Source organism: Francisella noatunensis subsp. noatunensis (assembly GCF_009823375.1).
In the GTDB taxonomy this organism is placed as follows: Bacteria; Pseudomonadota; Gammaproteobacteria; order Francisellales; family Francisellaceae; genus Francisella; species Francisella noatunensis.
The window spans coordinates 1-14,231 of sequence record NZ_WBSX01000038.1; the positions used below are offsets into that span (position 1 = coordinate 1).

The window sequence follows — 14,231 nt, forward strand, 5'->3', positions numbered from 1 at the left end:
ATTTCTATCAAAAAGTGATGATATTAACTTTGAGAGTTTAGCTGATGTTTTGATTGAAGAGCTAGAGAGCTTTTTGAATCGTTAAATTTGAAAAACCAAAAAAATGGAGGGCTCTGCAAACAACCCCTAATACGATAAAAGATTATCTAGGCATTCAATCATGGATAAAAGACCTTAATAAAGGAAAGGTAATTCATAAGGGTATGAAATCAGCTATTAAAATTGCTTATCGCTCCTCAGAGTATATGAATAATATAGCGGATATTATAAATGCTACAATTGAAGGCTTAATTCAAGAAAACTTTGAACTTCCTACTTTTCATCTATTAAACAGGTTAGTAAGACACACCAGACATACAGTCAACAATAGAATATTTCAGCAAACTCATAGTTTATTATCGCTAGATAATAAAACTCATGATTTAGAAAGATTGTTAAAAATCGGCTCAAGTGGAAAGAGTTTTTTCAATGAATTAAAAGTTACCCCAAAGCAGCCAACTTATAAACGCTTTAAAGAATACATGAAGCATTTTAACTGGCTTAAATCTCTGGGTGAATTTGATAAATATTTGAAAGACATAGCTAAAGTCAAAATAGATCAATTTGCTCAAGAAGCTTTAGATTCAACAGTTAGTGAGATAAAAGAACTATTACCTTTCAAAAAATATACATTATTAGTTTGTCTAATATACAAGCAACAAAGAATAGCTATAGATATTTTAGCTACCATGTTTTGTAAACTTTTACTATCAGCTAATAAGCAAGCAAGATCAACACTTAAGAGTCAGTTTGATAATAGTAAAGAGGAGACTAGTAGAGTTCTTAACATACTAAGAACGCTAGTTGAAGATGGTTTAAATATAAAAAACTACTGTACCCTAGCTAAAACTTTCTACTCACGAATGAGACAAGCTGGAGGTTTAGAAAAGCTTCATGATGACTGTTCAAACTTAATAGCTATAAATGGTTCGGATTATAGAGGGTTTTTAAGTAAAAAGGTTAGTGATAAAAGAGCTATGCTGTTTGAAATAATAAATGCTCTAAGTATGAAGAGTGCTAGTCAAGACCAGTCTTTAATAAAAGCATTAGAATACTTAAGGAAAAACAATAATAAACAATCCAAATATTTGACAGAACCTATTGACCTATCTTTTGCTACTGATTACTGGCGTAAAAGGATTACAAAAACAGGATTGTTTACAGGTACAAAATATAATCGTAAAGAGATTGAAGCATGTGTATTTAACTATACTCAAAAGGCACTTAATGCTGGTGATATATTTATTGATCAGGGAGATATTTTTAGTGATTATAGATCTGAATTTGTACATTGGGATGAGTGTCTTAAATATTTAGATTCTTTATGTGAAGGCTCAGAAATTCCAAATAATGCAGATGACTTATTTAGCTCTCTTAAACAGGAAATGATAGACAAAGCAAAAAGCCTTGATAATAAATATCTAAAGCAGAATAATTTTGTAATTAATCCAGATGATGGTAGGCCTATACTAAAGAAATATGAGGCAAAACAAAAAAGTGAAAAAGTCCTAGAAATTGAGCAATTAATAAGAGAAAGAATGCCTGAAAGAACCATCTTTGATATATTTATAAACGCTCAGAAATATGTTGGTTGGGCAGATGAATATGGGCCAAAATCTGGTGTTCGAGATAAACTTAAAAACCCAATACCAAAATATATTATATCTTCTTTCTCATACGCTACAGGACTTGGTCCTACACAGACTGTAAAACATGTAAGGTATGATATATCAGCTCAGACAATATCTAGGATAAATAAAAAACATGTTAGTGTTCAAATATTGCAAAGAGCAATAACTAGAATTATAAACTGTTTAAATCAGTTTCCTATTTTAAAAGCTTGGGGTAGTGGTAAGCGTTGTGCTGTAGATGGTACTATGGAAGAAATTAGAGATAATAATCTAATAGCTCAACAACATATTAGGTATGGTAAAAAAGGCGGTGTAGCTTATAGGCATATTGCTGATAATTACATAGCTCTCTTCTCAAGATTTATACAAAGTGGTACTTGTGAAGCTATTCATATTATTGATGGATTATTAAAAAATGCATCAGAAGTTAATCCCAATATTGTTCATGGAGATACTCAGGGACAATCTTTGCCTGTATATGCCTTTGCTTATTTGTTAGGAATAAAGTTAATGCCTAGGATTAGAAATTGGAAAGAGCTTAATTTATACAAAGCTGATAAAGCTTATAATTATAAACATATTGATGATATTTTTTGTGAAGGTTCCATAGATTGGGATTTATTAAAAAAACATTGGAAGGATCTAATGCAAGTTATTATCTCAATTAAACTAGGAAAAGTTTCATCGAGTTTTATACTATCAAAATTAAATTCATATAACAGCCAAAATAAGCTATATAAGGTTTTTAGTGAATTTGGTAAAGTGATTAGAACAAATTTTCTACTTGATTATATTGCAGATAAAGATCTTCGACAAACAATTACAGAAAATACAAATAAGGTTGAATCGTATCACTCTCTAGAAGACTGGATTAGATTTGGATCAAGTATGTTAACACCATCAAATAAACCAGATGAGATGGAGAAAGCTATTAAATATACAGATTTACTGGCTAACTGCATTATGCTTCAAAATGTTATCGATATAACAGAAATATGTCATCAGCTAAATAAAGAAGGATATAAAATTAACCTAGAAGATTTAAGCTTTATGAGTCCTTATATGGTTGAACATATAAAAAGATTTGGTGAGTATGTAATAGTAATGAATAAAAGACCTATTAAGATAGAAAATGTGAGAAGTAGAGACATTTTTAATGACAAATAATTGCTGGGATTTATTAATTTCTTTTCATAAAAAATATCTTTTAAAGAAAACCTTCTCAAAGATATATATAGCAATGTTTAGAGGCACTTAAAATTTACGATGTGACCGAATTTGACACGTATCCTTTTAAGCCCCCTTTTAAGAGTTAATAATGTTGATGGTGATATATCAAAAATAGCAAGATATGGTGGAGTATTTAAATCACACATTAAAAAATGGTTATATGAATATATACATAGCAGTTATGAAGAGATGTTTGATATTATCAAACTATCTTATGAGCCAGTGAATGTTTTTGATTTTAACACTTTTATTGAATATATAGATTATACTAGAAAAATTAAGTATATAAGCCTTGATAATGATAGAGTCAAAAACTATCAAGAATGCATAATAGCAAATTGGCTTTTTGCCAATAACATTGCTTATAGATATAGTCAGGTTGAGGAAGGTTTAGAAAATAGCTTTTACTTTCAAATAAAAAATACAAATATCTATATTGAGTATTATGAAATTAACGAATTTGATAAAGCTAGAGTTGGTTTAGGAGATAAAGAGTACAAAGCAACAATCCAAGAGCGTATTAAATTATATGAAGATAGAGAAGATATTATCATAGATATCTATCATTATGATTGGACAAATAACAATATCGAAAAAATACTACATGATAGATTAGCTGAAAATAATATTTCCATAAATCCTAAAAAGCCAAATGAGATTATTGAAATACTTACAAAAATGAAGTTACTTGATTTCCAAGTAGATAAGTATAAAAGCTGCTTACAAGCAATAAGATTCCAAGATTTAAATAATAAAAGTATTGAAGAATTATTTAACAAACATTCAGTATATAACTCAAAGGAATATTTAAAATTATTGTCTAAATTAAAAGAGCAATATATAAGAGAGCTTAAGAAGACTAAAACTATTGATTATGATAATATGATTCTTACAGCTACTGATTATATTAATAAAGGAGCTATTCCAACTAGCTATAAAAATAATCCAAAAGTGATTTTAACTGTGGTTGGTGATGACTGGCAATCAATATACAGATTTGCTGGATCTAGATTGGAGCTGATAACTAAATTTGATAAGTTTTTTGGCTCACACACTCTTACAAAATTAGAACGCACTTTTAGATATAATAGTAGTATTGCCGAAACCGCTGGTAAATTTATTATGCAAAATGAGAACCAGTTTAAAAAAGATATTAAAGCTAATGATATTGCTAATGAATCTCAAGTCTATCTACATGATAATTATGTAGATGTTGAAACAACTGATGCTACAGCTTATCGAGCATTACAGATTATTTCAGAAATTAGAGAAAAAGATGAGCATGGAATAATTGCTATCCTATATAGAAACAATAAAACAGAAAAACTAATAAGAGAAGTCTTTGATGGATTTGATCTTAAAGATGAAAATGTATTGTACTGGACATTTCATTCATCTAAAGGCTTAGAAGCAGATTATTGTATAATTGTTGACTTGGTTGATAGTCCTGTAGGTTTTCCCAATTATCTTCAAAATCCCAAAGTTTTAGATGCCCTGCTCCCTGAGCTGGATAACTATAAATATAGTGAAGAAAGGCGTTTGTTTTATGTTGCTATGACTAGAGCAAAAAAAGAATGCCATTTAATAGCTGATATATTCTCACCATCTAGCTTTGTTGTTGAACTTGTAACTCAAGATTATAATTTAAACATTCGCTCTGAAACTTTTAATAAATCTGAGAAAACTTGTCCAAAATGTGGACGACTTCTTGTTATAAGAAAAGGTAAGTTTAAAGAGTTTTTAGGTTGTTCAGGTTGGAGACCTAATAACAGTTAAACTGTCCCTCTTAGTCAATACCACTTTATAATACTTGACCAATGAACTAGAAATGATCAGGAGATTGCTGTTAGAATATGTGCAGTATTTATTTAATTTTGTCAGTCTTTATAAAACTACTGCCAAAATATATTTTATAATTAGAGGGTTTATGAAAGAAAACGACGGCGAATTAGTTATAAGAACTTTAGCAATGCCAGCAGATACTAATGTTAATGGCGATATTTTTGGTGGTTGGATATTATCCCAAATGGATATAGGTGGCTCAATATTAGCCCATAAAATAACTAAGGGTAAAACTGTTACAGTAGCTATCGACTCTATGAAGTTTATTAGTCCTGTTGCTGTAGGCGATACTATTTGCATTTATGCTAAGATTGTAAATATTGGTAACACCTCTTTAAAGCTACATTTAAAAACATATGTCACTAGAAAATATACAGAAAAACGAGACTTAGTAACTCAAGCTGATTTCTCATATGTTAATATCGGAGATAATGGTAAACCTAAGCCCATAAACAAAGATAAACTATAACCAAAAAAGAAATTTCTTTTATTTGTAAATCTCCAATCTTATTTTATCTACTAATTTAAAGCCCTGTGGTAACTCGTGAATTAGTCGTGGTAAACCTCGTGTGCAGCTATGCTGTGCATCAGGTTTTCCATCACGGTGAGCTGTGCGAAAATTCATAGTTTCCATCAGATTAGGATTTATTGCATGTCCTTGAGTGGATTCCATTTTGTTAATAATGATACGTGTTGCAAATAATCCCCTCTTTTTAATACTTCTTTCAATGATTTACCATATCTTGACTCAAATAATTCCATAGCTTCCTGATTAGTAGCGTTTTTATTTTCCTCTGTAAGTTCTATTAGAATTTCAGCAAAATTAGATAGGTTCTTAGTTATGTTAAAATACTCCTTTTCTGTATCAGTAAAGGTTTTTTCTATATATTCATCATGCTCTGAATAATCATCACCTGTTAGTGCTGTAGAGCCTAAGTTATTAGATAGATTTTCTACCCACTCATACATAAAGTCAGATATTTTATCTTCTCTAGTTTGTTTCTTAAGACCTTTTCTAAGTGATTTTGTATACTCTTTCTTAATATCTTTAGCAATTTTGATTAATTTTTTAAGAGATATCATACAAGCATGAACATCTCCCCTATATCCAACATAGCCAATATAATAAGATACTTTTTTATCACCATACTTAACGAATTTAAGTACCCTAGTTCCATATATTCTAGCTACTCCAAAGGCTAGATCTTCTATATCAACTATTAACGATCTTGGAACATCTAATAAATCAGAGTGACATATTTCATACTCTCCAGTATCAACTAGACCCTCTTTGGATAAATGAAATTCAAAATAGGATATAGTTCTTCCTATCATATGTTCAGGTAGCCCAATACCAAGGTTTTTAAAGTAATCCTTAGCGTGTTTTTCTATTTCTTTTTTATAGTTGTCACTCATGCTAATTACACTAATTGATTGATTAGTAAATATAATAACTTCTCTACAAGATTATGAGAAATTTTTATTATCAGAGACATTACAACTGCTCCACCTATTTTAGTTATAGTGAATACTTTAATAAAGTATTACATTAATACATTATACTTCAAGTTATTTTTTGATATTCTCATAAAGCTCTTCTATATTAACTCCATCATTTATTTCAAGATTTCTAAGAGCCATCTTAATTATGTCACTATTAGTTGGATATGGATTACTATATCCTTTATTCACTAAATTATCTTTAAACTTATTAATGATAACTAGATCATTATGCCTAATTGAGATTGATAACCTTTGTGCTTTTTCTAATTTAGATTTATGTGGTCTTCCAACTTTAGAATATTCTTCACCATCTGTGACTCCACCATTTACTTCATCTAAAATATTATTAAATTCTTCACTTGTTTTTGGTCTTGGTTTCTTTTTAAAATCTTTCATTACTACACCCACTAGACTGATAATATTTCTTTACACAATTTATCCATTTCCTCTTTTGCTTTTGACTCCTGCATTTCAAAAACAGATAATCCTTGTAACATTGCATCTCTGAAAGCTTTTCTCTCAGATATCACACACTCGGATAAATCAATATTTTCAAATTCCTCAAGATAACTTTTTGCCAACTCTGTTTCTTTAATTGATGGGTTAGTTGGAGCTTGGTTAAGAAACGCATATGCTTTTAAATTTGGGTTTATACCTTTCGCATTATCAATCAAAGTTTCCATTTTATCTAAAGTCCACAAATCTGCTTGAGATGGTCTCACAGGCATATATATAATATCACTACATAAAAGAGCCGACCCTAATGCTCTGCCAGCTTGTCCACCAACATCTATAACTATATAGTCGTATTTCTGCTTCAATCATTTTGCTAATTTATCAATTTCTTTATTTTGTGCAAACACATCGATAGGAGATATTTTACTATTATTTTCTCTTTCATCTTCTCTAACTGACATCCAATCAGAAGCTGTTTTTTGAATATCGGCATCTAGTATCGCAACTTCTTTTCCTAAATATGAAATATAGCAGGCTAAATTTGTAGCTGTTGTGCTTTTGCCTGTACCACCTTTTTCTACACCAATAGTAATTATCATAAGACTCTCCTTTTTATTACTTTATTACTTAAATTATAATAATACAATATTATAATGTCAATATTTTTAATACCTTAATACCTTAATACCTTAATACCTTAATACCTTAATACCTTAATACCTTAAGAAGATAATTATAAGCTACTTGACTAAATTAAACATGTACAATATAATGTACATATAAAAATATTTTGAGGTAAACAATTTATGAAAGTAGTTAATTTCACAGATGCAAGGAATAATCTAAAATCTGTTTTGGACGGTGTATCAAATGATGCTGATTATACTGTAATAACTAGAAGAGATGCTGATGATGCAGTTATAATGTCTCTTGACATGTTTAATAGTTGGATGGAAACTCTACATTTATTAAGTTCTCCAAAAAATGCTGAACATTTAGAAAAATCTATAAATCAATTAAAGTCTAGAAACCTAGTAACTAGAGATACTATAAATGAGTAGGATTCTTAGTTGGACTGATGAGGCTTGGAAAGATTATCTATATTGGCAAACTCAAGATAAGAAAACATTAAAAAGAATAAATAAGCTCATCGATGAAACAAAAATGATTCCTTTTGATGGTATAGGTAAACCTGAACCTTTAAAAGCAAACTTAAGTGGGTATTGGTCTAGAAGAATTGATGATAAAAATAGGTTAGTCTACTCAGTAGAAGACGATAGCATAATTATATTATCATGTAGATATCATTATTAGTGCATTAGAGCATTTTCTAAATACATGTCACAGAAAATTTTGCGTTTCTAACAGAATAATTATTTTGTATCTGTTTCTAAACTAATCATAATGCTATGCTCACTAAACTTGCAAATAAAGGTTATCTCGTACCCACTTTATATGCAAATAAAAAAAGGGGAGCAGTCCCATCAAACGATACATTTTTGATACCAACAAATTTTTAGATAATTTTTCATATTTGATGTACTATCAACTCATGCTAAAAATCAAAATCCCAAAAAGTTGTTAATAGGGTGGATTATAAAACATTCCCAAATTTGTCCCTTTATGGGAAATTTTTTCTAGAAAACCAAACTCAAAGCCTTTAAAATTCTAAGTATGATTTTATAGTCCCAATAGTCTTTTTCGGGGATGTTAATATTTTTAGTAAATATGCCACCAATCAAACAAAAAAATAAAGATCGTAGACCTAGAGAGTTTTTAACAGAAGAAAAAGTTAATGAACTTATGAAATCGGCAAATAAGCTAGGTCGACATGGACATCGTGATTCTACTATAATCCTTATAGCATATCGCCACGCTTTAAGAGTATCAGAGCTAATAGCTTTAAGATGGCAACAAATAGACCTTGAAGTTGGTCGTATAAGCGTAAATAGGCGTAAAAATGGGGTAGATTCAGTACATCCCCTTACTGGAATAGAGTTAAGGGCTTTACGCCGTTTAAAAAGAGACTATCCAACAATTGATTATGTTTTTGTATCAGAAAGGAAAACACCACTTACAGATTCTACAGTTAGAAAGATGATAGCTAGAGCTGGAGATAATACTGATTTAGGTATGTCTATTCATCCTCATATGCTTAGACATTCAACAGGTTATAAGCTTGCCAATGATAGTATTGATACTAGAACTATTCAACAATACTTAGGACACAGGAATATAAAGCATACTGTAAGATATACAGAATTATCTTCTAATAAATTTAATAATTTATGGAAAGATTAAAAAATAAAAAAGTAAAAGTCTTGTATTTATTTTGAATGTGTTTAGTTAATCCATTATGCTGCTTGTCTGTGGTAAGTTGTTAATTAGTGTGGTTAAGCTGTGCAGCTTTGCTGTGCATGGCTTATCCATGCGGTGAGCAACATAGTTGCGAAAATTAACACTTACCATCAGATGACATAAAAAAAGTAGTCTTTCTATATTTATATATTTTTATATAAATATACTTATTTCAAAGAAAATATATTTTTATTTACAATTGATAAGATTTCTATTTATAAATTAAATAGATTAGTACTCGCTGTAAGTATTGAAAACATTAGCTCTTAGCCATTTAAAAGCTACTTTTTTTATAAGAGTAGTGTATATTGTTGCTTATATGTTTTTAAATTTTGATTTTTCAAATGGAAGTAGAAATAATATCAAAGAATAAAAATGCATTAGCTATTAGTAATAAAATTATAGAAGCTAAATATAGTTTATCTAAGGAAGAACAGCGATTAATATTTATGGTTGTTGCTCAAATAGATAAAGATGATGATGAATTTAAAGAATATAAAATTCGTATTAAAGATTTAGAAGACAAAGAGCTTTCTAAAAAAAATCATTCTTATGTTAAAGAGGTTTAACAAAGGATGATGTCTAGAACATTAACTGTCTACACTAAAAATAATCATAAAGATTTTAAAATGTATAGTTGGTTTTCTACTATAGAATATATTAGTTCAGAAGCCTGCCTACTAGTTAAACTGCATAATGATTTAAAACCTTATTTCTTAGAATTAAAGAAAGAGTTTACTAGAGCAAACAAGGATCTTCTTGTAAGATTTAAAAGTAAATATACATCAAGGTTATATCTGTTATTAAAAAAAGCTGAAATAGTTTTACAGCATAAAAATATTTAATGAAAAGATTATTAAATAAATTAGCTCTAATAACTGGAATAACAAGTAAAACATGAAGCCCATCAGTCCAAAAAGCAAAGTAATTTTCTTAATGTCCTATTTTTACACGTATCCGGGCTTGACCCGCTATATTTCTATAAATTTCTAAATAGTTGCAACAGAGCCAGATATCTGAATACTTATTGTCGATTGATAATTGTGACCACTAGCACAAACTAAAACCACAGCCGCCAACGCAGTTGGCTTACGTTCTGAGAATGAGCATTGGTGTTTATGTTTGCGAGTACTAACAGATAACTGAGAATAACTAATTATAGTCACCTATTAATCCTTTTGTTCTGTAAAAAGATACAGTTGCTTCAGCTTCTTTAAACCATTTATTAGAACCTAAAGGATCTAAATGTGGTTTTTTTATATTAACAATAGCATCTGCATCTATATATACATAATTAGTTCCTACTTTTAAGATATTACCTGGTATATACTCATCTAGCATTAGCCAACCTGTTAAATTATAAAGTTGTACATTAGCTATTTGAGACTCTAATGCATCTATACAAACACCATCTATATAATCAGTAGTTAATACATGTTCCCCTGATGCTAAAATTTCTGACTTAGCATTAATTAATATATTTTTGTTAACTTCATTTAAAACATAAGCTACTCTATCTGGATTACTAAAATCTTCAGGAGAAGTATTTAATATCTTATAAGCTCTTTTGTTGTAGACATATATGACTCCATATCTACCATCACCAATCTTCCTACCTTTATTTTTGATTTCATCAATATTGAATTTTGATTTTTGTGTAACAATTGATTTAGATAAAGAGTATTTTTCATATAGATTATTATTTTGATAAATATAAGGAGCATGATTTTGAGGAATTATAAATTTATCAAAAATAAACTTATTTTTCTTATATAAATCAAATATTAAATTAACAGATTTCGTAATAGTTTCTGGAGCAGTAGTAGCTATTTTTTTATTAGGAATTTTAATTTTTTCAGCTAAACTTCCTTTTATAATCGTAATAATTTGTATCAAAAAAGAAGTTGTTATCTGCTCTTCTCTACTAATATTGATAGGCCTGGTAATATATTCTAATTTATTCAATAATTTTGAAAAGTCGTTACCAAATATAATTATAGCGTATGTTTTTTGTCTATCTATTTCTATATGAGATAATCTTTGTTGAAAATTAGTTGCTACATTTCTAAAATATTCATTCCAGTCCACAAACCTTTTACTATCTGAATTGGACATACTCTGAGCAAGATTTATTAGCCCTGTTAACGCACGTTTTTCATTAAAATAGAAATCAACTGATTTTATTATTTCTGCAAAATCAGGTGATATTTTAGAGTCTAACTCATAATAACTATTGAATACCATATAATTAATACCATATAATTAATCTCATAGACTTCAATATCAAATAAAACATAATACCTTCTGCGAAATGATTTAGAATTCTAGAAATTCATTAAAAAACGAAAAAAGCCTATATTTTTATCGAATACGGATAGGTTTATTACTTTTTTATAGTTTTTTGGCACTAGCAAATCCATCTTTTTCATTTCGCAGAAGGTCTATAGTTTAATTACATACTAAAATCATAGTTGAGACTTAGCCAATATTAGTTGCTTTTGTGATATATTATTTATTAAATCTACATATTTTACAAGCTAAACTTTCCATAACTTTGCAATCTGATAGCTATTTTTGGTCTTTTTTAGTATCTCATTAATTACTAAAAGCTTTTATTTTCAATACTTACACCATTTTTTATGGATCTGTATAAAAGGACAAATAATCATCTATATTATATAGGGAAGTCTTTAATATTATCATCATAAACTTCCTGAGCATCAGCTAATGATAGTTTAGAATAAATTTCCAATGATTGTCTAGTTTCATGACCAGAATAGGGTTGAATAAGAGCATCATCAATTCCCTTTTTCTTTAGCCATGTAAATAAAAAGTGTCTAAGTACATGAGGTGATATATTCTTTGTCATACCTGCTAATTTGCTATATTTTTCTAAGATCTTACGAATTCCTCTATCTGAGTATGGTTTTGACCATGATGACTCAAATACACTTGATGTTGATGTACAGATCTATCCTGTCAATTTGGGACAGTTGTTAAGTTCATTTTTCATTATATATTCAAACTGACTAGGAGTCATGTAATTTATAGTTGAATGCTTTTTTTAGTATTATAATAAGCCTCAATATATTCAAAGATTGAAGATTTAGCTTCATCTCTAGTTTTATATTTTTCATCATGCACTAATTCCACCTTTAGAGTTCCAAAGAAACTTTCACAAGCAGCATTGTCATAACAGCAGCCCTTAGAGCTCATACTAGATAATAACCAATTATCACCTATGAGATTTTGAAATTTCTCTGAGCAATACTGTGTACCTCTATCAGAATGAATAATAACACCGGTAGGAAAATCTCTTCTAAATAAAGCCATATTTAAAGCATTACACACTAGTTCTGCTTTCATTCTTTTATCCATTGACCAACCTATAACTGCTCTTGAAAATAAATCTATAATCACACATAAATATAGCCATCCTTCTTGGGTAGAGATATAAGTAATATCAGTAACCCATTTCTGATTAATATCTTGAGCATCAAAATCCTGATCAAGTAAATTATCTGCTACTTTCTTTACGATTTGCATCTTCTGCTAAGCATAACTGCACTGTTTGATCCATAAATCCTTCTGGGTATCTTTTATAAGCCATTTCTCTCTCCTTTTTCTGATATCAAAAGTGTCCCAAATTGACAGGATAGATCAAAATTAAAAATGTATACATATTAGGCCTAACAATATTTCCTTTAATTGAATCAAAATAACCTCTTTCTAAAACAGCTAACTTAGGTCTAAAATTTTTAAATTTATCAGGGCCTACACAAGATAAATTAGCAATTTCTTCTTTAAGAGAACTATCTAATGGATATTCGGTACCTAATGATTTAGCACTTAAATATTTAGATAATTCTTCATCATTATCATTAATAAATTTTTGTATATCATCATATTCAGATGCTAAAGCCTTTCTTTCATTTTCTTCTTGCTCTTTTCTTAGATTTTCTTGTGCCTGCTCAAAAGCTACCTCCTCTTGTAACTGTTTATTTTCAAGAGTTCCTAAAAAGAAAGATGCTGGAGATTTCTTTATATTGCCAAGATCTATAGTTTCTTTAGTTACTTGAATAACATTAGATATGGCATTTAAACTATATTGATCCTCAATTTCTTGAATTTTATTTTTTCCTATCCCCCAGCCTTTAAATATTTGTTCAAACGGAGACTTTATATTTTTATAGTTCAAGCCATTTTGATTAAAAATTTCGATAGATGCTTTTGTTATATCTTTTGTTATTTCAATATTTTTATTTTTACATTTATTACTAAATTCAAAAATAACTTTTGTAAATGATCTTCCATCTTTTTTTAACTCTAATTTTTTAAGATCTATATCAGTTTTCCTAATTTCATTTTTAACAACTTCTATAACTCTAGTATTGAAAGTATTATTGTCTTTATATTTACCTGTTAAACTATAATGTCTCCGGAAAAAAGTACTGATTAAATAAATATTTTTATTCCTAATGTTAAACTTTAAATAGGAAAATTAAGGAATAATTAAATGAGTAAAAAAAGAGTAACATATACAGCTGATTTTAAGGCAAAAGTAATCATAGAATTATTAGAGGGTGACATTATACTCAGTTTCTGATAGTAAGTCAAAAAAATTACAGTATTACTTACTATGCTGAACATGCAAAGAAGTGTTCACATGATGTTATCAATCGCTTTATGTCTAAGAGTAAATATACTCCAGCACTATTGTGGGAACACATATCTCCAGATGTTATACCTTCAGCCAATGCATATATCATATTTGATGACACAGTTTTAAATAAGCGTAATTCGAAAAAGATAGAAGTGGCTAGAAAACAATATAGGGGTCTAACTGCATATTTGGTCGTAATCGGCCACGCGCTATAAATTTTTTTTGATTTTTTTCTCCATCACAAAGTTTATTAAATTAATTCCTCTTCTCTTGACTGTTTGTTCTTCAATAACCTTGAAGCCTTTATTTTCAAAAAACAACTTCGCATTAATGCTTACTTCAGCAAATATTTTTTTATTTTTCTGAGTTAATGCTAAGTCTGCAATTCTTTTAAGAATTCGTGAACCAACACCTTTTCCTTGAAAGTCTGGATCACAATAAAAACAATCAATATATCCATTAGATTCAAACTCTGCAAATCCTACAATTTCTCCATCTATGGTTGCTAC

At 28.9% G+C, this 14,231-nt stretch carries 16 protein-coding genes and 3 pseudogenes; 8 read left to right on the forward strand and 11 right to left on the reverse strand.

All coding sequences use genetic code 11. The annotated features are described in order from the left end of the window. The first annotated feature begins 203 nt into the window (after nt 1-203). The 3 genes from F8C69_RS04495 (at nt 204) to F8C69_RS04505 (ending at nt 5,211) form a co-directional block, all read left to right on the forward strand. A complete protein-coding gene (locus F8C69_RS04495) occupies nt 204-2,837 on the forward strand; it encodes a Tn3 family transposase (RefSeq protein ID WP_159184356.1) in 2,634 nt (877 codons plus the stop codon). A 111-nt stretch (nt 2,838-2,948) separates the two neighbouring features. After that, entirely contained in the window at nt 2,949-4,676 is a 1,728-nt protein-coding gene (locus F8C69_RS04500; protein WP_159184357.1) for a 3'-5' exonuclease, read from the forward strand. 151 nt (nt 4,677-4,827) lie between these two features. Continuing rightward, nucleotides 4,828-5,211: an acyl-CoA thioesterase gene (locus F8C69_RS04505; protein WP_200147139.1), complete on the forward strand. Its 384-nt coding sequence runs from the start codon at nt 4,828-4,830 to the stop codon at nt 5,209-5,211. A 176-nt stretch (nt 5,212-5,387) separates the two neighbouring features. On the opposite strand, the gene F8C69_RS04510 is transcribed toward F8C69_RS04505, so the two are convergent. The 4 genes from F8C69_RS04510 to F8C69_RS04525 form a co-directional block, all read right to left on the reverse strand. Next, nucleotides 5,388-6,158 carry a hypothetical protein gene (locus tag F8C69_RS04510; protein WP_159184358.1) on the reverse strand — a complete coding sequence of 257 codons (771 nt, stop codon included), beginning with the start codon at nt 6,156-6,158 and terminating at the stop codon, nt 5,388-5,390. A 153-nt stretch (nt 6,159-6,311) separates the two neighbouring features. Then, nucleotides 6,312-6,641, reverse strand: coding sequence for a hypothetical protein (locus F8C69_RS04515; RefSeq protein WP_159184359.1), 330 nt, complete (start codon nt 6,639-6,641; stop codon nt 6,312-6,314). Nucleotides 6,642-6,652: 11 nt separating this feature from the next. Continuing rightward, nucleotides 6,653-7,066: a hypothetical protein gene (locus F8C69_RS04520; RefSeq protein ID WP_159184360.1), complete on the reverse strand. Its 414-nt coding sequence runs from the start codon at nt 7,064-7,066 to the stop codon at nt 6,653-6,655. Continuing rightward, entirely contained in the window at nt 7,067-7,300 is a 234-nt protein-coding gene (locus F8C69_RS04525) for a ParA family protein (RefSeq protein WP_159184361.1), read from the reverse strand. Between the two features lie 207 nt (nt 7,301-7,507). On the opposite strand from F8C69_RS04525, the gene F8C69_RS04530 reads away from it, so the two are divergent. The 4 genes and pseudogenes from F8C69_RS04530 (at nt 7,508) to F8C69_RS10545 (ending at nt 9,904) form a co-directional block, all read left to right on the forward strand. Then, a complete protein-coding gene (locus F8C69_RS04530; protein ID WP_159184362.1) occupies nt 7,508-7,762 on the forward strand; it encodes a type II toxin-antitoxin system Phd/YefM family antitoxin in 255 nt (84 codons plus the stop codon). After that, the gene (locus F8C69_RS04535) at nt 7,755-8,015 is read left to right on the forward strand and encodes a Txe/YoeB family addiction module toxin (protein ID WP_159184363.1); all 261 of its coding nucleotides are present in this window, start codon (nt 7,755-7,757) and stop codon (nt 8,013-8,015) included. Before F8C69_RS04530 ends, F8C69_RS04535 begins: the two co-directional genes overlap by 8 nt. Nucleotides 8,016-8,408: 393 nt before the next feature. After that, nucleotides 8,409-9,002, forward strand: coding sequence for a tyrosine-type recombinase/integrase (locus F8C69_RS04540; protein WP_159184364.1), 594 nt, complete (start codon nt 8,409-8,411; stop codon nt 9,000-9,002). A gap of 401 nt (nt 9,003-9,403) precedes the next feature. Continuing rightward, nucleotides 9,404-9,904: pseudogene (locus tag F8C69_RS10545) on the forward strand (replication initiation protein). Nucleotides 9,905-10,048: 144 nt separating this feature from the next. On the opposite strand, the gene F8C69_RS04555 reads toward F8C69_RS10545, so the two are convergent. The 6 genes and pseudogenes from F8C69_RS04555 to F8C69_RS11280 all read right to left on the reverse strand — a co-directional run. Further along, nucleotides 10,049-10,225, reverse strand: coding sequence for a hypothetical protein (locus F8C69_RS04555; protein ID WP_159184367.1), 177 nt, complete (start codon nt 10,223-10,225; stop codon nt 10,049-10,051). Next, the gene (locus F8C69_RS04560) at nt 10,212-11,303 is read right to left on the reverse strand and encodes a hypothetical protein (RefSeq protein ID WP_159184368.1); all 1,092 of its coding nucleotides are present in this window, start codon (nt 11,301-11,303) and stop codon (nt 10,212-10,214) included. Before F8C69_RS04560 ends, F8C69_RS04555 begins: the two co-directional genes overlap by 14 nt. A gap of 430 nt (nt 11,304-11,733) precedes the next feature. Beyond that, complete coding sequence (locus F8C69_RS04565) at nt 11,734-12,030, reverse strand: tyrosine-type recombinase/integrase (protein ID WP_159184374.1); 297 nt, start codon at nt 12,028-12,030, stop codon at nt 11,734-11,736. Then, a pseudogene (locus tag F8C69_RS04570) lies at nt 12,031-12,587 on the reverse strand (IS3 family transposase); the annotation flags it as partial. It lies immediately after the preceding gene. Between the two features lie 103 nt (nt 12,588-12,690). Further along, on the reverse strand, nt 12,691-13,257 hold the full coding sequence (locus tag F8C69_RS04575; RefSeq protein ID WP_159184370.1) for a hypothetical protein: 567 nt from the start codon (nt 13,255-13,257) through the stop codon (nt 12,691-12,693). Between the two features lie 93 nt (nt 13,258-13,350). Beyond that, nucleotides 13,351-13,539, reverse strand: a pseudogene (locus tag F8C69_RS11280) (hypothetical protein); the annotation flags it as partial. 206 nt (nt 13,540-13,745) lie between these two features. Here F8C69_RS11280 and F8C69_RS04580 point away from each other — a divergent pair. Then, nucleotides 13,746-13,937, forward strand: a complete 192-nt coding sequence (locus F8C69_RS04580; RefSeq protein ID WP_159184371.1) for a hypothetical protein — start codon at nt 13,746-13,748, stop codon at nt 13,935-13,937. Here the strand turns inward: F8C69_RS04580 and F8C69_RS04585 are convergent. Further along, nucleotides 13,932-14,231: GNAT family N-acetyltransferase (locus F8C69_RS04585; protein ID WP_159184372.1), on the reverse strand; the 300-nt coding region annotated here is incomplete at its 5' end. The genes F8C69_RS04580 and F8C69_RS04585 overlap by 6 nt on opposite strands.

Excerpts from the sequence above, each read along its gene's own strand:
- F8C69_RS04495 (WP_159184356.1), top strand. The coding sequence starts at position 204 with ATGAAATCAGCTATTAAAATTGCTTATCGCTCCTCAGAGTATATGAAT.
- F8C69_RS04505 (WP_200147139.1), top strand. The coding sequence starts at position 4,828 with ATGAAAGAAAACGACGGCGAATTAGTTATAAGAACTTTAGCAATGCCA.
- F8C69_RS04510 (WP_159184358.1), bottom strand. The coding sequence starts at position 6,158 with ATGAGTGACAACTATAAAAAAGAAATAGAAAAACACGCTAAGGATTAC.
- F8C69_RS04515 (WP_159184359.1), bottom strand. The coding sequence starts at position 6,641 with ATGAAAGATTTTAAAAAGAAACCAAGACCAAAAACAAGTGAAGAATTT.
- F8C69_RS04525 (WP_159184361.1), bottom strand. The coding sequence starts at position 7,300 with ATGATAATTACTATTGGTGTAGAAAAAGGTGGTACAGGCAAAAGCACA.
- F8C69_RS04530 (WP_159184362.1), top strand. The coding sequence starts at position 7,508 with ATGAAAGTAGTTAATTTCACAGATGCAAGGAATAATCTAAAATCTGTT.
- F8C69_RS04535 (WP_159184363.1), top strand. The coding sequence starts at position 7,755 with ATGAGTAGGATTCTTAGTTGGACTGATGAGGCTTGGAAAGATTATCTA.
- F8C69_RS04540 (WP_159184364.1), top strand. The coding sequence starts at position 8,409 with ATGTTAATATTTTTAGTAAATATGCCACCAATCAAACAAAAAAATAAA.
- F8C69_RS04560 (WP_159184368.1), bottom strand. The coding sequence starts at position 11,303 with ATGGTATTCAATAGTTATTATGAGTTAGACTCTAAAATATCACCTGAT.
- F8C69_RS04580 (WP_159184371.1), top strand. The coding sequence starts at position 13,746 with ATGTCTAAGAGTAAATATACTCCAGCACTATTGTGGGAACACATATCT.